The 21,850-nt window shown below is 33.4% G+C and carries 20 protein-coding genes and 1 tRNA gene; 3 read left to right on the plus strand and 18 right to left on the minus strand.

Features of this window, described 5'->3' with window-relative positions; all coding sequences use genetic code 11:
- Positions 1-199 precede the first annotated feature (199 nt).
- The 16 genes from ACM55H_RS09320 to mraZ all read right to left on the minus strand — a co-directional run bounded on the left by ACM55H_RS09320 (position 200) and on the right by mraZ (position 17,761).
- Positions 200-1,009, minus strand: a complete 810-nt coding sequence (locus ACM55H_RS09320; RefSeq protein WP_416836239.1) for a zinc-dependent peptidase — start codon at positions 1,007-1,009, stop codon at positions 200-202.
- A gap of 83 nt (positions 1,010-1,092) precedes the next feature.
- Positions 1,093-1,166, minus strand: a tRNA-Arg gene (locus ACM55H_RS09325).
- A gap of 60 nt (positions 1,167-1,226) precedes the next feature.
- On the minus strand, positions 1,227-1,676 hold the full coding sequence (locus ACM55H_RS09330; RefSeq protein ID WP_416836240.1) for a GatB/YqeY domain-containing protein: 450 nt from the start codon (positions 1,674-1,676) through the stop codon (positions 1,227-1,229).
- A 342-nt stretch (positions 1,677-2,018) separates the two neighbouring features.
- Positions 2,019-3,974 (minus strand): cell division protein FtsZ, encoded by a 1,956-nt coding sequence (ftsZ, locus tag ACM55H_RS09335; RefSeq protein ID WP_416836241.1) that lies wholly within the window; start codon positions 3,972-3,974, stop codon positions 2,019-2,021.
- A 51-nt stretch (positions 3,975-4,025) separates the two neighbouring features.
- Positions 4,026-5,408, minus strand: coding sequence for a cell division protein FtsA (gene ftsA / locus ACM55H_RS09340; protein WP_039108929.1), 1,383 nt, complete (start codon positions 5,406-5,408; stop codon positions 4,026-4,028).
- Positions 5,409-5,414: 6 nt separating this feature from the next.
- Positions 5,415-6,137: a cell division protein FtsQ/DivIB gene (locus ACM55H_RS09345; protein WP_416836242.1), complete on the minus strand. Its 723-nt coding sequence runs from the start codon at positions 6,135-6,137 to the stop codon at positions 5,415-5,417.
- Positions 6,124-7,473, minus strand: a complete 1,350-nt coding sequence (gene murC, locus ACM55H_RS09350; RefSeq protein WP_416836243.1) for a UDP-N-acetylmuramate--L-alanine ligase — start codon at positions 7,471-7,473, stop codon at positions 6,124-6,126. Before murC ends, ACM55H_RS09345 begins: the two co-directional genes overlap by 14 nt.
- Positions 7,474-7,510: 37 nt before the next feature.
- Complete coding sequence (murG, locus tag ACM55H_RS09355; RefSeq protein WP_416836244.1) at positions 7,511-8,599, minus strand: undecaprenyldiphospho-muramoylpentapeptide beta-N-acetylglucosaminyltransferase; 1,089 nt, start codon at positions 8,597-8,599, stop codon at positions 7,511-7,513.
- 60 nt (positions 8,600-8,659) lie between these two features.
- Positions 8,660-9,949 (minus strand): FtsW/RodA/SpoVE family cell cycle protein, encoded by a 1,290-nt coding sequence (locus ACM55H_RS09360; RefSeq protein WP_416836246.1) that lies wholly within the window; start codon positions 9,947-9,949, stop codon positions 8,660-8,662.
- Between the two features lie 78 nt (positions 9,950-10,027).
- Positions 10,028-11,359, minus strand: coding sequence for a UDP-N-acetylmuramoyl-L-alanine--D-glutamate ligase (gene murD, locus ACM55H_RS09365; protein ID WP_416836247.1), 1,332 nt, complete (start codon positions 11,357-11,359; stop codon positions 10,028-10,030).
- Between the two features lies 1 nt (position 11,360).
- On the minus strand, positions 11,361-12,590 hold the full coding sequence (gene mraY, locus ACM55H_RS09370) for a phospho-N-acetylmuramoyl-pentapeptide-transferase (RefSeq protein WP_416836248.1): 1,230 nt from the start codon (positions 12,588-12,590) through the stop codon (positions 11,361-11,363).
- A gap of 6 nt (positions 12,591-12,596) precedes the next feature.
- Positions 12,597-14,060: a UDP-N-acetylmuramoyl-L-alanyl-D-glutamate--2,6-diaminopimelate ligase gene (locus ACM55H_RS09375; RefSeq protein WP_416836249.1), complete on the minus strand. Its 1,464-nt coding sequence runs from the start codon at positions 14,058-14,060 to the stop codon at positions 12,597-12,599.
- Complete coding sequence (locus ACM55H_RS09380) at positions 14,057-16,060, minus strand: penicillin-binding protein (RefSeq protein WP_416836250.1); 2,004 nt, start codon at positions 16,058-16,060, stop codon at positions 14,057-14,059. Before ACM55H_RS09380 ends, ACM55H_RS09375 begins: the two co-directional genes overlap by 4 nt.
- On the minus strand, positions 16,051-16,398 hold the full coding sequence (locus ACM55H_RS09385) for an FtsL-like putative cell division protein (RefSeq protein ID WP_035670148.1): 348 nt from the start codon (positions 16,396-16,398) through the stop codon (positions 16,051-16,053). The genes ACM55H_RS09380 and ACM55H_RS09385 overlap by 10 nt, the downstream gene beginning before the upstream one ends.
- Positions 16,399-16,404: 6 nt before the next feature.
- Positions 16,405-17,313, minus strand: coding sequence for a 16S rRNA (cytosine(1402)-N(4))-methyltransferase RsmH (gene rsmH, locus ACM55H_RS09390; RefSeq protein WP_416836251.1), 909 nt, complete (start codon positions 17,311-17,313; stop codon positions 16,405-16,407).
- Entirely contained in the window at positions 17,288-17,761 is a 474-nt protein-coding gene (gene mraZ, locus ACM55H_RS09395) for a division/cell wall cluster transcriptional repressor MraZ (RefSeq protein WP_416836252.1), read from the minus strand. The genes rsmH and mraZ overlap by 26 nt, the downstream gene beginning before the upstream one ends.
- Before the next feature lie 381 nt (positions 17,762-18,142).
- Here mraZ and ACM55H_RS09400 point away from each other — a divergent pair, with 381 nt between their 5' ends.
- Entirely contained in the window at positions 18,143-18,916 is a 774-nt protein-coding gene (locus ACM55H_RS09400) for an alpha/beta fold hydrolase (protein ID WP_039108917.1), read from the plus strand.
- A gap of 30 nt (positions 18,917-18,946) precedes the next feature.
- Complete coding sequence (gene yihA, locus ACM55H_RS09405; RefSeq protein WP_416836253.1) at positions 18,947-19,567, plus strand: ribosome biogenesis GTP-binding protein YihA/YsxC; 621 nt, start codon at positions 18,947-18,949, stop codon at positions 19,565-19,567.
- Between the two features lie 88 nt (positions 19,568-19,655).
- On the opposite strand, the gene gldC is transcribed toward yihA, so the two are convergent.
- Positions 19,656-19,991, minus strand: a complete 336-nt coding sequence (gldC, locus tag ACM55H_RS09410; RefSeq protein WP_416836254.1) for a gliding motility protein GldC — start codon at positions 19,989-19,991, stop codon at positions 19,656-19,658.
- Complete coding sequence (gene gldB, locus ACM55H_RS09415; protein ID WP_416836255.1) at positions 19,991-20,947, minus strand: gliding motility lipoprotein GldB; 957 nt, start codon at positions 20,945-20,947, stop codon at positions 19,991-19,993. The genes gldC and gldB overlap by 1 nt, the downstream gene beginning before the upstream one ends.
- Before the next feature lie 99 nt (positions 20,948-21,046).
- Between gldB and nadE the strand changes: the two genes are divergently transcribed.
- Complete coding sequence (gene nadE, locus ACM55H_RS09420; RefSeq protein WP_416836256.1) at positions 21,047-21,847, plus strand: NAD(+) synthase; 801 nt, start codon at positions 21,047-21,049, stop codon at positions 21,845-21,847.
- The last annotated feature ends 3 nt before the right edge of the window (positions 21,848-21,850 follow it).

A 21,850-nucleotide genomic window follows, 5' to 3' on the forward strand; every position in this document is an offset into this window, starting at 1 on the left:
TTGTTCTTTTTTGTAGAACTAATATCATTTTCTTTTGAGTATAAAATGATTATTACAATTATGGACAAATATATAAAAATATGGCATTACTATTTCATTTTACATAACGATTTTCTTTTTAATAACTTACGAGTGGCTTTTTATAAAAAAAACTTATCATAAAATATAAAACCGAATTAAGCTGATTAGAATGAACCCTTTAATTTAAATATTCTTCTTTAAAATTGATCATCTTAGCAATATGCGCGTATAATTCAGGATGTGTTGTTTTAAAAACAAGAGGTGTTTCAAAAAAATGCTCTAATATTACTGATAAAAATTCAAATTGATTTTCATAGGCATACAACCTAAAATAACCTTTTTGTCTTAATTCATTATTTAAATTTTGGTCGGTATAATATTTTACTACTTCATTGAATTCATCAAAAAAGACAATGGCACTTGGATCATTACTTTTTAAACAATGAAAATGCAGTACATGTGAAAACTCATGTAAGCCAAGATTAATATTATCATTTGATGTTGCATGCCCCAGCAAAAAATCTTCCCATGAAAAAACTATGGCTTTCATTCTAGGATTAAATTCTCCTTTATGATATTCTTGATTTACTGTAGAAAAATAACTGGAAGGATAAATTATTATTTTATTGAATAAACTGACAAGATAGTTCCTCATTCCAAAAGTCAACATTACATAAGTTCCTGCAATCAACATTTGCATTTGTTCTGAAATGACAATTTCGTTCCCGATAAATTGATAGTTCCCGATAAACTCTTTTACCCGATGTTCAAAATACATTTTCCTTTTAGAGGAAAGTCTATTATAAAATGGAAATTCATTGACTAAAATTTGTCGTTGGCTAGATTTTAATTTCTTAGAAAAAGGATACCAATGAATATAAAGTGGCTTATTGAACAATAAGAGATAAGCAGGCTCCAGAACTCTAAAAATAATCATTACAAGAAATAATACCCCAAACAATATGAAAATAAAAAGTTGTTCTGTCATATTTTTTTTCTTCTTTAAAACAAAAATACTCCAAAATAATCAAGTTTACTTGAAATTATTTTGGAGTATTTTGTTTGCGTTTGTGGCCGCGACAGGGTTCGAACCTGCAACCCTCAGAGTCGAAATCTGATATTCTATCCAGTTGAACTACGCAGCCATTTGATTTGCGATTTAAAGTTTTGAAATTCCAATTCCTAAATCGCAAATCATAACTATTTTATGTCAATAATTTTTTAACTATTGTAGAAATGGTTTTTCCTTCAGCAGTCCCGCCTAATTGAGCAGCAGCTAATCCCATCACTTTTCCCATTGAAGCAATACCTGAAGCTCCAGTTTCGGAGATGATTTTTGCAATCACTGCTTCAACTTCTGCTTCACTCAATTGTGCGGGTAAGAATTTTTCGATTACTGCAATTTGAGCCAATTCTGGTTCAGCCAAATCCAAACGGTTTTGCTCTGTAAAAATTCTAGCGCTTTCCTTACGGGTTTTTACTAATCTTTGAAGCAATTTAACCTCGTCGTCTTCCGTTATTTCTTCTTTTGATCCTGATGCTGTCTGAGCTAATAGGATTTCAGATTTTATGGCTCTTAAAGCTTCTAATGCAACTGTATCTTTGGCTCTCATGGCGGTTTTCATTTCGTCCATGATTTGTACTGATAAACTCATATTCTTTATTGTTAATTTGGTTAATCGATTATTTGTTTAATCGATTGTTGAAATGCTAATTATGAAAACGACTGCTCTTTAAATGCCCCAGATGGTAGTGAAAAGCCTTTTTAGGAGAAAATGTATTTTTTCTTGAACTTAAAAAGCGACTTTAGAAGCTCTTTTAAGGACTTAGAAAAAAGCATTTTCGAGAAAAAGCTTGAAACGACAGCTGGATTAAGGCCTGGCAAATTTAAAGAAATTTACTGGAATTAACAATAGATTGCATTCTTCTCGCTACACAAAAAAATAACCCGAAAATTAAATTGAATTTTCGGGCTGTTTCATTTTGGTTTGAGTTAGTTAATCTACATTGTCATGCAAATACGAGTTGTTAGAACGCAACTGTAGATCGTTGTTGCTGTCTGTTCCAACAGAAATTCTCGAATTTGTATTATTAGTTTGATTGTTTGAAATGTCTATTCCTAATCTTTTGTAAGCAGGCTCTTTTTCATACTCATCAATTTTAGAAACATTATTATGAAACTTATAATTGAATTCTTTTAACTTTTTTCTTCTTTCATCAGCTCTCATTCGCAATGATTCTTCGATGGTCATTTCCATAGGAGAAATAGCATCAAAGTCAACAGGCGCATTTACTGATGTATTAACTTGTTTCATGGTAATGTTCAACTCAGCCGGAATAACAACTTCTGGAGTCTTAGCAACTGGCTTAGCCATAAAATCATTCTCAGGCTCCATATATTCTTCAAGAGAATATTTAATAATTCCGTTATCAGTCAATTCCGTTACCGGAACAAATTGAACTGCTTCATTTACTTTAATATCACGAGTTTCATTTGTTAATTCAAACAAAACTTTGTTTTCCTCGACTTGTGCTACCGGCTCTGTTTTGAAAAGTGGCAAATCAAAAGAGAAAGTAGTTTGTTCTTGTCTTTCAATAACTTTTGGTTGTACCGCTTTTACTTCTTTAACTTCGGCTACTGGAGATGTGATTGTGAAATCAATATCAGTAATAGGCGAAACGATTTCGAAAGTAACATCTAAATTTTTAATAAATTCCGACATAACCATCAACTCTTCTTTATTGATTGTTGGCGCTGGTGTTGGTATTGTTACCACTGGTTCAGGCGCAACTACAGTATCTTCTAACAAATCAAAAACTATTCTTTCGTTTGAATTAGAAACTGGAGATTCTGAATTCAAATCGAATGCAGTAACCGTTTTATTACTAAGATTATGAACACTTCTTTGCTCATCTTCTAATGTGTGAATAATTTTTTTTGGCTCTGTATTTACGATTTCATTTTGTTGTTCAATATCAAAACCTGTAGCGATTATAGTCACTGCAATAGCATCTCCTAGCGATTCGTCTTCACCAACCCCCATGATAATATTCGCATTATGACCTGCTTCAACTTGAATATGATCATTGATTTCTCCAATTTCGTCAATTGTAATTTCATTAGTTCCAGAAACGATAAGCAACAATACGTTTTTGGCACCAGTAATTTTATTATCATTTAACAAAGGAGAATCTAAAGCGGCAATAATTGCTTCCTTAGCTCTATTCTCACCTGAAGAAACAGAAGATCCCATAATAGCCGTTCCGCTATTAAACAATACTGTTTTGGCATCTCTTAAATCGATATTTTGAGTATAGTGATGCGTGATTACTTCAGCAATTCCTCTTGAGGCTGTTGCCAAAACTTCGTCTGCTTTTGAAAATCCAGCTTTGAAACCAAGATTTCCATATACTTCTCTTAATTTGTTATTATTGATAACAATTAAAGAGTCGACTTGTTTGCGTAACTTTTCTATCCCAATTAATGCTTGTTCCTGACGCACTTTCCCTTCAAATAAGAAAGGTAATGTCACAATCCCTACAGTAAGAATGTCTCTTTCTTTAGCCAATTGTGCGATTACTGGTGCAGCTCCAGTTCCAGTTCCACCACCCATTCCGGCAGTGATGAACACCATTTTAGTATTGCGATCCAACATTTTTTCAATCTCGGAAATACTTTCAATAGCAGATTGCTGACCCACATCTGGGTTTGCTCCAGCGCCAAGTCCTTCAGTTAAATGTACTCCTAACTGTATTTTGTTAGGCACAGAACTGCTCTGTAAGGCCTGAGAATCCGTATTACATACGATAAAATCCACACCTTTGATTCCTTGTTTAAACATGTGATTTATGGCGTTACTACCGCCTCCACCTACACCAATAACTTTTATTACATTTGATTGGTTCTTTGGTAAATCAAATGAAATACTTCCAAATTCTGAGTTGCTCATCATTTTATTTGGTTTTTGATATTTATTATTTATTGTGTTTTTTGGGCACTGCCCTTATTCTGCATTATCTAAGAAATCCTTAATCTTATCCACATAACGGTCGAAGAAATTTCTCTGAATTCTGTTTACTGTCGAATTCTGTTTTTCATTAGTGTTTCGGGCCTCTTCCTCAACTTCTTCTTCAGAAACTTCAATCACTGGTGCTTGAACAACTGGTTGTCTGTACACTGGTGCTTTTGGTGGTTCGATAGCATCCATTCTAACCGCACTTTGCGTTTTGTTTTCGATGCTGTTCATTACCAATCCAACTGCAGTAGCATATAAAGGACTTGAAATCTCCTCGTCTGAATTTCCAGCCAAATGCTCGTTTGGATATCCTATTCTTGTGTCCATTCCTGTAATATATTCTACCAACTGTTTGATGTGTTTCAATTGAGCACCACCACCAGTAAGAACTATTCCTGCGATTAGTTTTTTACGAGGATCTTCGTGTCCGTAAGCTTTCACTTCCGTAAAAACTTGATCAATAATTTCAACAACACGGGCATGAATAATTTTAGAAAGATTCTTTAATGAAATCTCTTTTGGCTCTCTGCCTCTTAATCCCGGAATAGAAACAATCTCGTTGTCTTTATTTTCCCCTGGCCAAGCAGATCCAAATTTAACTTTCAATAATTCAGCTTGCTTCTCAATTATAGAACATCCTTCTTTTATATCATCTGTGATTACATTTCCTCCAAAAGGAATTACCGCCGTATGGCGAATAATACCATCTTTGAAAATAGCCAAATCTGTTGTTCCACCACCTATATCAATAAGCGCAACTCCTGCTTCTTTTTCTTCCTGACTCAAAACTGCATCTGCCGAAGCTAATGGTTCCAAGGTTAAACCTGACAATTCGATTCCTGAACTTTGAATACATCTGCCTACATTACGAATTGATGAGGCTTGTCCTACTACAACATGAAAACTAGACTCTAATCTTCCGCCATACATCCCTATAGGCTCTTTAATTTCAGATTGTCCGTCAATTTTAAATTCTTGCGGTAAAACATGAATTATTTCTTCGCCAGGTAACATTGCTAATTTATTTACTTGGTCAATCAAAAGCTGAATATCATTCCCTCCAATTACTTCTTCCGGATTGTTTCTGCTTATGTAATCGGTATGCTGAATACTACGGATGTGCTGACCCGCAATTCCCACCACTACATCTTTTATTTTATAGCCTGAATTATTTTCGGCTTCTTGTATTGCTTGTTGTATCGATTGTATAGTTTGAGTGATGTTATTTACAACGCCTCTTGCCACACCTAAACTTTTAGATTTTCCTACACCTAAAATTTCTAGTTTCCCATATTCATTCTTCTTGCCTATCATGGCAACTATTTTAGTTGTCCCAATATCTAGACCTACTGCAATATTCTCTTTTTCCATTATCTATTATTTAGTGCAAACTACTTGTTCCGTAAATCGGAGATCAATCTTTTTATATTTATACAACGAACTATCTAAAACCGCTTTTTGAAAAAAAGCTTTATAATTCTTAAATTTTCGCTCCACATTTATCATTCTACCAAAATCAATTTGATAATCAAAATTTCTATTGAGCATTTTTAAGCTACCATTCGGCATAATTTCAATTCCAATGATGTTTTTTTTCAAAAACGCATCGTCATAGATTGCGCGAAATAAGTCGGCTAAATCTTCGTTATTTTTTTTATTTATCCCCCCGGATACAAGTGGAACTCTCGCTGTAAAATTAGTTGACAATGGCATTCTATTTCCTTCGTAATCAATATAAAAAGAACCACCATCATCAAAAACTCTAGCTATAGGAGTTTTTTGTTTTACTACTGCTTTCAACACACCGTCAATACTCACAAATACATCTGATTTTTCAATCATTTCTTGTGCATCTAGAGTTCTTTCCAGTTTATTCAAATCTAAATTAACTTTTTGAATGCTTGATGCATCTCTATTATTTTCTATTAACAATTTATTAACCGTTTCCTGTTTAACAAAAGGCGCATTATCTCCAACAAAAACCACTACAGATTTAGTCAATTTTCTGTTTTTATTTCGATTTGACGTAAACGAAAACAGAAAAATTACTACTATAAACATTAGTATTAACCGAATATTTGTCCAATTAAAGAGTTTCATTTATCGCTTTTTTAATGGATGGCACTAATTCTCCAATATCTCCTGCTCCAATTGTTACAATAACAGTAGCATCGCTAGCTAAAATTGTTGAAATTAAATCGCTTTTAGAGACTATTTTTTTATGATTATTGGTCATTTTATCCATCAACCATTGTGAATTTATACCTTCCATTGGCAATTCACGGGCCGGATAAATATCTAATAAAACAACCTCATCAAAAGCAGATAAGCTTTTGGCAAAATCATCCGCAAAATCTCTCGTTCTACTGAATAAATGTGGTTGAAAAATCGCCAATACTTTTTGGCTTGGATACAATTCTCTAACCGCCTGATGTACTGCATTTATCTCCGTTGGATGATGTGCATAATCATCAATATAAACTAACTTATCCGTTTTAATTTGATACGAAAACCTTCTTTTTATTCCTTTGAATGATTTAATGGCACTTGCAATGGCATCGGTTGGGGTGCCGAATATATTTGCCATTGCAATAGCCATTAATGCATTCATCAAATTGTGTTTTCCCGGTAATCCAAAATACAAATCTTTGATTATCTCCGTAGGCGTCTGTACGTCAAAAACATAACTACCATTTCCTATTCTAACGTTAAAAGCTTTGAAAATCGCCTCTTCATTTACGGCACAAGTAATACCCTCTAAAGGCAATTCTTTCGTTATAAAAAGCTTGCTCTTATCTTCTACTTTAGAAGCAAATTCAACAAAAGATTCCTCTATTGCTTCACTGGTTCCATAAATATCCAAATGATCCGCATCCATTGATGTAATACATGCAATATTAGGATGCAAATGCAGGAACGAACGATCAAATTCATCAGCTTCAACAACAGTAACTGTTTTTCCGTTTCCTATTAAATTAGAATTGTAATTTTCTACAATTCCACCAATAAAAGCAGTAACATCTGCGCCACTTTCATACAAAATATGACCTAAAATACCTGAGGTAGTCGTTTTTCCATGTGTTCCAGCAACCGCAAAACAAAAAGTATCTTTTGTGATTATTCCTAAAACCTCTGCTCTTTTTTTAACCTGAAAATCTCTTTCCAAGAAATAATTCCACTCTGAATGTGCTTTTGGAACTGCTGGCGTAATAATCACCAACGTATTTTCTACGTAAAAATCTGTAGGAATTAAATCGATACTGTCTTCAAAATGAATTGAAATTCCGCTTTCTATTAATTCATTGGTAAGAGCCGAAGGTGTTTTATCATAACCAGAAACTTGTTTTCCCAAATTCTTGAAATAACGAGCCAGATTACTCATCCCGATGCCTCCAATTCCTATAAAATAGACGTTATGTATTTGATTTAAGTTCATATTATTTTAAGTCTTTGCACTATTATCTTTTTTCTCTCTATTTAATCAACTTTACAATTTCATCAACAATTTGTTTTGTTGCCTCTGGCATAGCCAATTGTTTTATATTTTCACTCAGTTGGTTTTGTTTTCCCTGATCTTTCAACAACGCTTCAAAAACAAGACCAAATTGCGAATCTAGCTCCGATTCTTTAAGCATTAATGCTCCTTTTTTATCTACAATTGCCTGTGCATTTTTAGTTTGGTGATCTTCAGCTACATTAGGTGACGGAATAAAAATCACTGGTTTTCCAACAATACACAATTCCGAAACTGATGATGCTCCTGCTCGGGAAATAATAACATCTGCAGCAGCATAAACTAAATCCATTCTTTCGATAAAAGCGGCCACCTGAACATTTTCTTTGTTATATTTTTTATAGTCTTCTAAATATAATTTTCCGCATTGCCAAATCACCTGAACATTTTGAGAAAGAATATTTTCCAATTCTTTTTCAATTAATTGGTTGACTCTTCTTGCTCCCAGACTTCCTCCAAGAATTAATAATGTTTTCTTTTTTGAGTCTAGATTAAAATATTGAATGGCTTCCGCTCTTTTACTGTCGATATCAATTAAATCCTGACGAACTGGATTCCCAGTCAAAATCATTTTTCCTTTTGGAAAAAATCGCTCCAGATTTTCGTAAGCAACACAAATTTTACTTGCTTTTTTACTCAATAATTTATTGGTAATTCCAGGATAGGAATTTTGTTCTTGAATTACTGTTGGAATACCCGCAATTCCAGCTACCTGCAATAAAGGTCCGCTTGCAAAACCTCCGGTTCCAATAACAACATCCGGTTTGAACTCTTTGATTATTGTTCTGGATTTTAACAAACTTGAAAGTAATTTAATTGGAAAAAGCGCATTATCAAATGTCAGTCTTCGTTGTAATCCTGCAATCCAAAGTCCTTTGATTTTGTAACCTGCTTGAGGTACTTTTTGCATTTCCATTTTATTATTGGCCCCTACAAAAAGAATTTCGGCATCAGGAAAACGAGATTTTAATTCATTGGCAATTGCAATTGCCGGATAAATATGTCCGCCTGTACCGCCACCGCTTAATATGAATTTATACTGTTTCATCTTTATTAAAGTTACTGAGTTCCTAAGTTTTTATAATTTACTTTTTCTCTGAAAACCGAATTACTTATTTAAAACTGCATTCATTGGATTCGTAGCTTTATCCTCAATAGAATAATCTCCTTCTGTCACAACTTCCTCTTCTAATTCCCTGTCGATTAGTTTCTGAAGTGCTTCTTCTCTTTTGGCAGCATCTTTTAATTCCTGAGCGATCTCTTCCTCCTTTTTAGTCACACTAATGATAATCCCAAGTGCAAAACAAGTCATCCAGATGGAACTTCCTCCACTACTAATTAATGGTAATGTTTGTCCTGTAACCGGTAATAATTCTACTGCAACTGCCATATTAATCATCGCCTGAAATATCATGGGAAAACCTAATCCTATGACCACTAATTTTCCAAACAATGTATTGGCTTTATGTGAAGCAATAACAAATCGAAACAACAATAATAAATACAACGCAAGAACTCCCAAACCTCCTAAAAGTCCATATTCCTCAACAATAATGGCGTAAATAAAATCGGAAGACGATTGTGGCAAGAAATTCTTTTGAACACTTTTACCAGGACCTAATCCATATAATTGTCCCGAGGCAATAGCAATTTTAGCTTTTTCTATTTGGTAATCATCTTCATCGGGTTTATCCGTTGAGAAGTTTTCGATACGACTTTCCCAAGTTTTTACTCGGTTAAAAAATTTAGCATCCGGAAAAGCTTTGGAAAGCAAAACAAAAAACAATAGAAATAGTATTCCAGAACCTATAATTATTCCTATATATTTTAAAGGATATTTACCAATAAAGGCAAGCATTATAATCATAGAAAAAATAAGAGCAGTAGTCGAAAAATTTGCTGGTAAAATAAACATCAGCGTTATAAAAACCGGCAACCAAAGCTCTTTTAATGATTCTACAAAATCTATAGCTTTATCTCTTGTTTTTGACAAATAGCGTGACACAAATACAAACAGAACCAAAGCAGCAAAAGCCGAAGGCTGAAACGAAATCCCTACAAACGGAATTTGAAGCCATCTACTAGCATTAGCACCACCAATCACTGTTCCTTTTATCATTGTAATGGCTAAAACTACCCATACTATAGGCAATAACCATTTAGAAATAGAACGAAAATAATGATAGGGAATTTTATGAACGTAATAAATAATCGTAAAACCACAGGCAATATGCGCTAAATGTTTTACCAGATAACCTAATGTATTTCCTGTTCCATGACCAATATAAGCCAAGTTACTACTCGCACTAAAAACAGGCATAAATGAAAACAAGGCTAATAAGGCCACAAATGACCAAATTCCTTTATCTCCTTTTAAATTGTTTATTAGTTGTTTCATTTTTTGATTTAGAATTTTCGATTTACTAATTAGGATTTCATGTTTAGAATACAATTCCTAAATCCTAATTCTTATTTTTTATAAATTTTTAACTGCTTGCTTGAATTGATTTCCTCTGTCTTCATAGTTTTCAAATAAATCAAAACTTGCACAAGCGGGCGACAATAATACCGTATCTCCTTTTTCTGATAATCGTTGAGCCATTCTCACAGCATCATTCATATTGTCAACTTCAATCATCATATCAACCACATTCCCAAAAACATCTATAATTTTCTTGTTATCCACACCAAGACAAATAATCGCTTTCACTTTTTCACGAACTAATGACATCAATTCGTTGTAATCATTTCCTTTATCAACCCCACCAACAATCCAAACCGTAGGCGTATTCATACTATCTAATGCAAAAAAAGTGGCGTTTACATTAGTTGCTTTTGAATCATTGATGTATTGTACATTTTGAATTTTCAATACTTTTTCAAGACGATGTTCCACTCCCTGAAAATTAGACAAACTTTCACGTATTGTAGATTTTCTTATTTGCATCAATTTTGCCACAGAAGTTGCTGCCATTGCGTTTTTCATGTTATGTTTTCCTTCTAAGGCAATATGCTCTGTGTCCATTGTAAACTCTTCTTGATTGATTGAAATTTCCATTTTGTTGTTTTTTATATAAGCTCCTTCGCTGAAAGTTTTTGTCAATGAAAAAGGAATTAATTTGGCTTTAGTTGTATGTGTTTTAAACCATTCCGCAATGGCTTCATCATCGGCATCATAAATGAGATAATCTTCCTCGGTTTGATTCATTGTAATTCTAAACTTTGAATCAATGTAATTTTCATATTTATAATCATAACGGTCTAAATGATCTGGACTAATATTCGTAATAATCGCAATATGTGGTTTAAAATTTACAATCCCATCCAATTGAAAACTACTCAATTCAAGCACATAAGAATCGTATTTATTATCTGCCACCTGCCAGGCGAAACTCTTTCCAATATTTCCTCCCAGTCCTACATTCAACCCTGCCGATTTTAGCAAATGATGGGTCAACATCGTAGTTGTAGTCTTTCCATTACTTCCCGTGATTCCTATTATAGTTGCATCTGTAAAAGGAGCAGCAAACTCAATTTCCGACAATACCGGAATTCCTTTTCCTAAAAGCTTTTTCACTATTGGAGATTTATCCGGAATCCCTGGACTTTTCATCACCACATCAGCATTCAGAATCAAATCTTCCGTGTGCTTTTCTTCTTCCCAAGCAATTTCATTAATGATAAGAACCTCTTTGTAATTTCCTTTTATCTTTCCAAAATCAGACACAAAAACATCGTATCCTTTTTTCTTACCCAGAATAGCAGTTCCTACTCCGCTTTCTCCTCCACCTAAAATTACTAATCTCATATTATCTTAATTTTAAAGTGACAATTGACAATATGGCCAGCATTATAGCAACAATCCAAAAACGGGTTACAATCTTACTTTCATGATAGCCTTTCTTCTGATAATGATGATGCAAAGGCGACATCAGGAATATTCTTCGGCCTTCGCCAAAGCGTTTCTTGGTATATTTGAAATAACTTACCTGTAAAACAACGGATAGATTTTCGACAAGAAAAATTCCGCATAATAATGGAATCAACATTTCTTTTCGAACAGCAATTGCCAGAACTGCAATAATTCCTCCGATAGTCAAACTTCCTGTATCTCCCATAAAAACAGATGCCGGATAGGAATTGTACCAAAGAAATCCAATCAATGATCCCACAAAAGCAGCTATAAAAACAGTCATTTCCCCCGAATTAGGGATGTACATTATATTTAAGTAATTAGAGAAAATAATATTCCCCGAAACGAACGTAAATATTCCCAATGCGAGGACTGAAATAGCGGAAGTTCCCGCAGCCAATCCATCAATACCATCCGTTAAATTAGCCCCGTTAGAAACCGCAGTAATAATAAAAATAACAACTGGAATAAAAATCAACCAAGCCCATTTTTCATATCCCTCACCTGTCCAAGCTAATAATTCAGCATAATCAAATTCGTTATTTTTAAAGAAAGGAATCGTAGTTGCCGTAGATTTTTCTTCAACTGGAGCAGGCGTAATAACCGTTTCTGTTGACACTTTAAAAATATCCGATGTGGATGTATCTGTACGAACGGTAACTGCAGGACTAAAATAAAGAACAGTCCCAACTATTAAACCCAAACCTACTTGTCCTACGACTTTAAAAATCCCTTTTAGTCCTTCTTTATCTTTTTTGAAAATTTTAATATAATCATCTATAAAACCAATCGTTCCCATCCAAAGTGTGGTCACAATCAATAAAACGATGTAAATATTATGCAGTTTTGCAAAAAGAATAACAGGAACCAAAGTGGCAAATATGATGATTAAACCTCCCATTGTTGGCGTCCCTGCTTTTTCATTTTGACCCGCCAAACCGAGCTCACGAACCGTTTCTCCTACTTGTTGTCTTTGCAAAAAACGGATTATTCTTTTTCCATAAATTGTAGATAACAATAAAGAAAGCATCAATGCTAAGGCAGATCTAAAAGTAATGTACTGAAAAACGCCTGTCCCAGGAACGTCTAATGTTTTATCTAAATATTCAAATAAGTAATACAGCATATTTTTCTATTTATGAAGTTGATCTAATATTTCTTTAACTATTTTCATGTCGTCAAAATCATGACGAACGCCATTTATTTCCTGATACGTCTCATGCCCTTTTCCGGCAATTAAAATAATATCATTTGGCTGAGCCAATTGGCAAGCAGTTTTTATAGCCTGCTTTCTATCTGTTATAGTCAATGTTTTTTTATAATTTTGAGGTGCAACTCCTTGCTCCATTTCAGTAATAATGACTTCCGGGTCTTCATTTCTTGGATTATCCGAAGTGAAAATTGCTTTGTCGCTCAAATCAGACGCAATCCCTGCCATAATTGGGCGTTTGGTTTTATCTCTATTGCCACCACAACCTACAACTGTTATCAATTGTTCGTTTTTAGTGCGAATGTCATTGATTGTTTTTAACACATTTTCTAATGCATCTGGCGTATGCGCATAATCCACAATCGCTGTAATATTTGAAGCCGAAACAATAAATTGAAAACGCCCCGAAACACTTTCTAAATCAGATAATAATCGAAGTACTTCCAGGCTTTCCATTCCTAATTCAACCGCAGTTCCATAAATAGCCAATAAATTATAAGCATTAAATGTTCCTATTAGTTTTACCCAAACTTCATCTCCATTTATTTTCAACAACAAACCTGATAATTGATTTTCAAGAATTTGCGCTTTATAATCGGCATAAGTTTTTAAAGCATAAGTCAGTTTTTTAGCCGCAGTATTCTGCAACATGACTTGCCCATTTTTATCATCAATATTCGACAATGCAAATGCCGTTTTCGGTAAATTATCGAAAAACGATTTTTTCACATCTCTATATTCTGCAAATGTTGGATGGTAATCCAAATGATCGTGAGACAAATTGGTAAAAATACCGCCAACAAAATGCAATGCTTCTGTTCTTTTTTGATGAATTCCATGAGAACTCACTTCCATAAAACAATATTCAACACCGTTCTCCACCATTTCTTTTAGATAGTGGTTTATTGTAATTGAATCTGGAGTGGTATGAGTCGCTTTATATTCAATATCGTCAACTAAAATTTTTACTGTAGAAAGTAACCCAACTTTAAAACCTGCTTTTTTAAATAATTGATACAATAAAGAAGCAATGGTCGTTTTACCGTTTGTTCCCGTAATTCCAACTAATTTCAAGTTTTGAGAAGGATCTCCAAAATAATTTGCAGCCATAAATGCTACCGCTGAATTCGTGTCTTTTACCTGAACATAGGTAATTCCTTTTGCAATATTTTCCGGAAATGTATAACATATAACCGCTACAGCTCCTTGCTGAATTGCTTTTTCTATAAAATTATGACCATCAGAAATGGAACCGCGAATAGCAATAAACACATCATTAGGCTCGATTTTTCTAGAATCGAAATCCATTTTATTTATAGCAATATCCGTCGAACCTTTTACGGCTTCGATAGCTACTTTATACAATATGTCTTTTAAGATTTTCACGATAATTCTAATAAAATTGTTGTGTTTCTAACTATGTTTTGTCCAGCCTGAAGTGATTGTTTTTTCACTTTTCCAACTCCAATCGCTTTTACTTTTATACCTAAATTTTCTAATAAGGCTACAGCATCCATCCCTGACATTCCTTTTACATTAGGAATTAAATGCTCTTTCTTTTGTGACTTAACAAAATAAGAATCGTAATTACTGTCTTGCTTTTGTATTTTTCTATCTAAGTTTTTAATCTCATTTGTTGAAGGCGCATCAGTAAAAATCTTTTGCGCAATACGTTTGAAAACTGGACCTGCCACATCAGCACCATAATAATTATTTAGCGCTGTACTTGGTTTATGCACCACAACTATACAAGAATATTTAGGATGATCCGCTGGAAAATAACCAACAAATGAAGAAGCATAATATTTACCGGAACCGCCATCTTTTGCATAATTTACTTGAGCTGTCCCTGTTTTTCCTGCCATAGAAAAATCTTTAGAATAAAGCTTAGAACCGGTACCTTTTTTAACCACATTCAGTAAGATTGCTTTCAATTTCAAAATAGTTTCTTGCGAACATATTTTAGGATTCAAAACTTCTTTATCGTATTTTTTAATTGTTTTGTTCCATTCTTTAATTTCAGAAACAAACTGCGGTTTAACCATTTCTCCATTATTAGCAACAGCATTATAAAAGGCTAATGTTTGCATTGGCGTAATAGAAACTCCATATCCAAAAGCCATCCAAGGAAGCGAAATATTTGACCAGTGTTTATCACTTGGCTGCGGAACATAAGGACGACCTTCTCCTTTAATCGAAAGTCCTAGAGGTCTGTTTAAACCAAAATTATTAAGGTGATTTACAAATTTAGAAGGCTCATTTTTATAACTATTATAAACGGCTTGAACCATTACAGTATTCGACGAAAGTTCAAAACCTCTTGCTAAAGAAATTTTTCCATAACCGCCTTCGTGTGAATCGCGCACTTTTCTTCCTGAGTAAACAACGACTCCACCATTGCTGTCATAAACTGCACTAGTATCTACTTTTTTGTCTTCAAGAAGCGCCATTAAATCCGCTAGTTTATAAGTAGAACCTGGCTCATGAGATTCGGCTACTGCATAATTAGTTGTTTCAAAATACGTCCCGTCGGTTGCTCTTCCCAAATTTGAAATTGCTTTCACATGACCTGTACTTGTTTCCATAACTACGACACAACCGTGATCTGCCTGATATAATTCCAACTGTTTTAGTAAAGCATGATGCGCAATATCCTGAATATAAACATCAATTGTTGAAATAACATCGTAACCATCCTGCGGATCAACTTCATTAATATCGCGTATCGGTTTCCATTGCCCTTTTGCGATTTTTTGCTTTAAAATTTTCCCGTCTTTACCGTTCAGATATTTTCTAAAAGCCCATTCAATTCCTTTTCCATCGAGTGATGCACCATGAGAAGTTCTCTCATAACCAACAGTTCGTTCAGCAATTCTCCCTATTGGATGTTCTCTTACGGTTTCCTGTTCAATTATAATTCCACCTTTATAAGCACCTAAATTAAACAATGGAAAACCTTTTATTTTAAAATACTGAGTATAGCTTAAATTACGTGCAACTAAATAATATCTGTTTTTGTTTGCTCTGGCTTTTCTTAATTCGTTTTGGAAAAAATTTGATGGCTTTCCTAAAACTAAAGCCAGTGAATCTGACAATGACTTCACGTTTTTCTCGAATGCTTCTGGTTTTGGAGCCACGGCATCAAAACGTATTTCATAATTAGGAATAGAAGTCGCTAAAAGACTCCCATCAGCAGAATAAATATTACCTTTATTAGCAGGAATAACAAAATTTCTAACAGTTCTTTCTTTGGCTAATTTTCTGTAATAATCACCCTCGACCCATTGAATATTTGTCAATTTTACAGCAATCGCAATGGCCATCAAAAAGATAGCGAATGCAACCAGATAAATTCTGTACGATATGTATTTATCTTCTACTGCCATATTTTTTTGAAAAAGCTTTTTTCTTCTTCTTTTTTAACTTTGATTTTAACTGGAGGAACTGTTGACGGAAAAATTTGTTTTTCGACCATTTTTTCAGAAACAGTCGATTCCATTTTCAATTTCATTAATTCTGAACGTCTGTCCACAAATTCTGAACGCAATTCTTTAACCTGATTTGTCAAATCGGCAATCTTAAATACTTTTTGCTCAAATCGTTGTGTATTAGCAATCATAACAATCGCCAAAATAATTACAAAAACAATGAATCGCCAATTTTTAACGGCATCATCATCTATAAGAAATCTAGCTTTTAATAGGCTGTAAACTCCGTTTTTCATAACTAATTATCTCTTTTCAGCTATTCTTAATTTGGCACTTCTTGCTCTATTATTTTCTTTTATTTCAGCGTTATCCGGAACAATTAATTTTCCAATAGTTTTAAATGGAACTGAAAAATTACCAAAAAAGTCACGTTCTGGTTCTCCTTCAAACATTCCATTTTTCACAAATCTTTTCACTAATCTATCTTCTAAAGAATGGTACGAAATCACGCTTAATCTGCCGCCTGGATTTAATATTTCTAAGGATTGCTCTAAGAATTCTTTCAAAACATCCATTTCCTGATTTACTTCAATTCGGATGGCCTGATAGATTTGAGCCAATATTTTATTTCTAACCCTTTCAGGTAAATATCTTGCCAACACCTCTTTTAATTCATCTGTTGTTTTGATTGGTCGCTCCTCTCTGGCTTCAATAATTGTTCTTGCCAAAACCGGTGCATTTTTCAATTCTCCATAATCCAAGAACACTCTTCTTAAATTAGCTTCATCGTATTCATTGACAACTCGATAGGCATTCAAATCATTTTTCTGACTCATTCTCATATCTAATTCTGCATCAAATCGAGTAGAAAAACCTCTTTCCGGAACATCAAATTGATGTGAGGAAACCCCTAAATCTGCTAAAATTCCATCAACACTTTTCACACCATAAAAACGTAAAAACCGTTTTATAAAACGGAAATTTTCATTGATAAGCGTAAATCTTTCATCTGGTAATGCATTTGCCAAAGCGTCTTCATCTTGGTCAAAAGCAAATAATTTTCCGTTTGGCCCCAGTCTTTTCAAAATTTCTTTTGAATGACCACCACCACCAAAAGTCACATCTACATAAATGCCGTCTGGCTTAATATTTAAACCATCTACTGATGCCTGAAGCAAAACCGGATTATGATATTCCATTGTCGTCGTCATTTATATTTCCCATTACTTCTTCTGCCAAATCTGCAAAATCAACATCTTCACCATTTATTGATTTTTCGTATAAATCTTTATCCCAAATCTCAACAATATTCACTGCCGATGAAAACACAACTTCTTTAGCAATACTTGCAAAAATCACCAAATCTTTTGGCACCAATAATCTACCTAAAGCATCGATTTCAACCACTTTTACTCCAGCGGTAAACCTGCGGATAAAATCATTATTTTTCTTTACAAATCGATTCAGTTTATTAATTTTTTGCATCATCAAATCCCACTCTTTCATAGGATACAACTCTAGACAAGGCTGAAATACGGAACGCTTCAAAACAAAACCGTCTTGAAGAGAAGAAGCCAATTGCTTTTTTAAAGGCGCCGGCAACAGCAACCTTCCTTTAGCATCAACTTTACATTCATATGTTCCAATAATTGTATCCAAGTAAAAAGTTTAAATGATGTTGAGCAAAAATATAAAAAATATTACCACATTTTACCACTATATACCACTTTGTTAATAAGTTTAACCACTTTTGAATAAAAACCCTTAATTTTTGGACAATCAGAGCGTTAGGTTATTTTTATTTTATTTGTAAGAAAGGTAATGTTATAAAAAAAGACTAGATTAAAAGAGTATGAAACATCCTTTAAAATCAATAGGAATAATAAGAGTATAATCATAAAATCGCAGGTAAATACACAAAAAATAGTGCCCTATTTCCATATTTGCCGATAGAATTTAATAATTAAAAATTGTTGTAAAAATTCATTTTTATTTATTAAATCCTATATTTGTCAAAATTGAAAATCCAGATTCAAAAACATGGAAAAATACTATAAAAAAGAAGGTAGATACAGCTATTATGAAGCAGGCGAAGGAACACCAATTGTCATCTTACATGGTCTTATGGGAGGACTTAGCAACTTTGACGCTGTTGCAAGCTACTTTTCTAATAAAGGATATAAAATAATCATTCCAGATTTACCTATATACACACAGAATATTTTAAAAACAAACGTAAAAAGTTTTGCAAAATACGTTAAAGATTTTATCACATTCAAAGGATTAGAAAGAGTAATCCTTTTAGGAAATTCATTAGGCGGGCACATTGCTTTGTATCACACTAAAATGTATCCTGAAAAAGTATCCGGACTCGTAATAACAGGTAGTTCAGGACTTTACGAAAGCGCGATGGGTGATAGTTACCCCAAAAGAGGCGACTATGAATACATCAAGAAAAAAGCCGAAGATGTATTTTATGATCCAAAAGTAGCCACTAAAGAACTTATTGATGAAGTTTACGCATCCGTAAATGACAGAATAAAATTAATCAAAACATTGACAATCGCAAAAAGTGCCATTCGTCATAATATGGCAAAAGATTTACCAAAAATGCATGTTCAAACTTGTATTATTTGGGGAAAAAATGATAAAGTTACCCCTCCAGATGTTGCAGAGGAGTTTCATAAATTATTGCCTAATTCCACTTTATATTGGATAGACAAATGTGGACATGCTGCTATGATGGAACATCCAGATGAGTTTAATCGTTTGTTAGAGGATTGGCTAACCCATACCCATTTAGCAATACACTAATCTTTAAGAAGAATTTTACACCCAAAAGAAATGAAAATTAATACCGCCGAATTTATTATTAGTAACTCCGATGTAGCCAAATGTCCCAAAGACTTTTTGCCGGAATATGCTTTTATAGGCCGATCAAATGTTGGTAAATCCTCCTTGATAAACATGCTGACAAACCAAAAAAAGTTAGCTAAAACATCTGGAAGACCCGGAAAAACACAGTTAATTAATCATTTTTTAATCAACAGCAACTGGTTCTTAGTTGATTTACCAGGTTATGGTTATGCTAAAGTTTCTAAAAAGACAAAATCTATTTTTCAAGAGTTCATCACTGATTATTTTGAAACTAGGGAACAATTAGTTTGCGCTTTTGTTTTGATTGATATTCGTCATGAAGCACAAACCATAGATATCGAATTTATGTCTTATATGGGCGAAAGTGAAATTCCTTTTTGTATCGTTTTCACCAAAGCAGATAAGATAAGCAAAGTAAAAATCGATTCTCATGTTGCAGCGTATAAAAAGAAAATGTTCGCTAATAACTGGGCCGAAATGCCCCATTATTTTGTCACATCAGCAACTGAATCTACAGGAAAAGAAGAGTTACTTTCTTATATTGACGAAGTGAATCAAGAAGTATTCAAAAACAACAGTCAGTTTTAAAAAATACTCTTCGTCACTTTTTAAAAACAAAAAATCCCAAAACTTCAAAAAAATAGTTTTGGGATTTCTTTTTGGCACAAAACCTTATTTATTTCGTTAGTTCCAATTTTTCTGCAAAATAATCACAGAAATCTTTCATAGTGTCCGCCATTTTTTCATCATCAGTGGCACGTTTGAAAGTTTCAGACATAGCAACCAAAGTTTGATGAAAGAAAATTTTCATTTCATCAACAGGCATATCTTTTGTCCATAAATCGATACGCATTGTTTCTTTTACTTTACTGTCCCAAATGGACAACATAATAGCTTTCGCTTCTTCTTGTTCTACTCCGCCGTCTTTTGCGGACCACATTAATTTTTCCGGAACACGGTTATCGTCTAATTCTATTAGAAACTTAATTTCTGAGGTGTTTTTATCTAACATTACTTTTTAGGTTTGTATTTTGATTTCATAAATATTTCTTTTGCATCTGTTTTTAATAAATCTGCAATAGGGACTTCGTTATTTTTCATATAGGATCGAACAATTTGCCATCCTATCCAGGCACCAACTTGTCCTGGCGATTCATTATCAATTTCCAGATAAAACTTAGAAAATGGCGCTGGATTTATAAATCGAGGTATTAACTTTTGATCATCACTGTAAAGCATTTCTTTTTCGATAAAATAACGCCACATGTAACTTTCATTTTCTTCACACCATTTTATTTGCTCAGGAGTGTATCCCATTTTTTCTGCATCCGTATAATTTGGCAAAAGTAAGTCTTTTAAGTACAATTGTTTTCCAAAATAAATCATTTGGCTTAACATTTTTTTATCAGTCACAGAAGCAATTTTTCGAGATGAAAAACTTGAAACTACATCAGGTAAGATCTGTCTTTGCTCAAAATTTTGTTTTATATAATTTGGAAACTGATAAAACTTATGATTTTTCCCCAAATACAATTCAAGCGAAATAATCACCAAACTATCCGCATAAATAGCCTTATTATTATAATCCATTTCAGAGATTACAGTAATAACTTTGGGTGTTTTGGTTTGAGGAAAATAATACTTAATATGCTTAAAAAGAGACTCCAACTCTACTCTTTCTGGTTCAAAATTAGCATACTTTTTTTGAACTTCAGTATATAATTCTCTCCATATTGGATCCTGCATTTTATTCAACCAAATACTATTATCGCTCCCTGCAGGAAAAAAGAAAGGAAAGGCTAACTTTACTTTATCTAAATCTTTTGGGGAAGTTTCAAAAAATATTTTGTCAAAGCGCTCTACTTTTATTTTTAACGGAATTTTTTCTACAGCATTTTCTATCTTATTTTTTTTCTCACAGGATAAAAAAAAGAGACAAAAGACTACAAAAAATAGATTTTTTTTCATATTTATTAATTAAATTTGTGTCCTAAGAACAAAGGAAACCAATGCGCAACTAATTGATTTTGCAAATATACATTCCTGCTTTTTAAAACGTAAACTATTATGACTAAAAAAAGTACAATCCAAGTTGAAAAAGTGAATACTCATATAGTAAATTGGTTAAAAACTTATGCCGAAAATGCTAAAGTTAACGGATTTGTAATAGGAATTTCAGGAGGAGTAGATTCAGCAGTCACCTCAACATTATGCGCACAAACCGGATTACAAGTTTTATGTGTTGAAATGCCAATCCACCAACCACACAGTCATGTAACTCGTGGACGCGAACACATCGAACAATTAAAAAATAGATTCCCAAATGTAACAAGTGTTGAAGCTGATTTAACTTATGTTTTTGAAAGTTTCAAAAACATAGTTCCAGATAATGTTGACACCCATAAGCTTCACTTATCTCAAGCCAATACTAGGGCACGTCTACGAATGACAACCTTGTATTATTTTGCTGGTATTTATGGATTATTAGTTGCCGGTACAGGAAATAAAGTAGAAGATTTTGGAGTAGGTTTCTATACAAAATATGGCGATGGCGGAGTAGATTTGAGTCCTATTGCTGATTTATTGAAATCTGAAGTTTATAGCTTAGGTGCTTATTTAGAAGTTCCAGATTCAATTTTAAAAGCATCTCCATCTGACGGACTATTTGGCGACGAAAGAACTGATGAAGATCAATTGGGCGCCAGTTATGATGAGTTAGAATGGGCAATGAATGAGGATGAAACTGGAAAATCAGCAAATGATTTTACTGGCAGAGAAAAGGTAGTTTTTGAAATTTATAAACGACTAAATAATACCAACAAACACAAAATGAATGCAATACCAGTTTGTTTAATATCAAATTTATAAAAA

The sequence above is a fragment of the Flavobacterium cryoconiti genome, from assembly GCF_048158645.1.
In the GTDB taxonomy this organism is placed as follows: domain Bacteria; phylum Bacteroidota; class Bacteroidia; order Flavobacteriales; family Flavobacteriaceae; genus Flavobacterium; species Flavobacterium cryoconiti.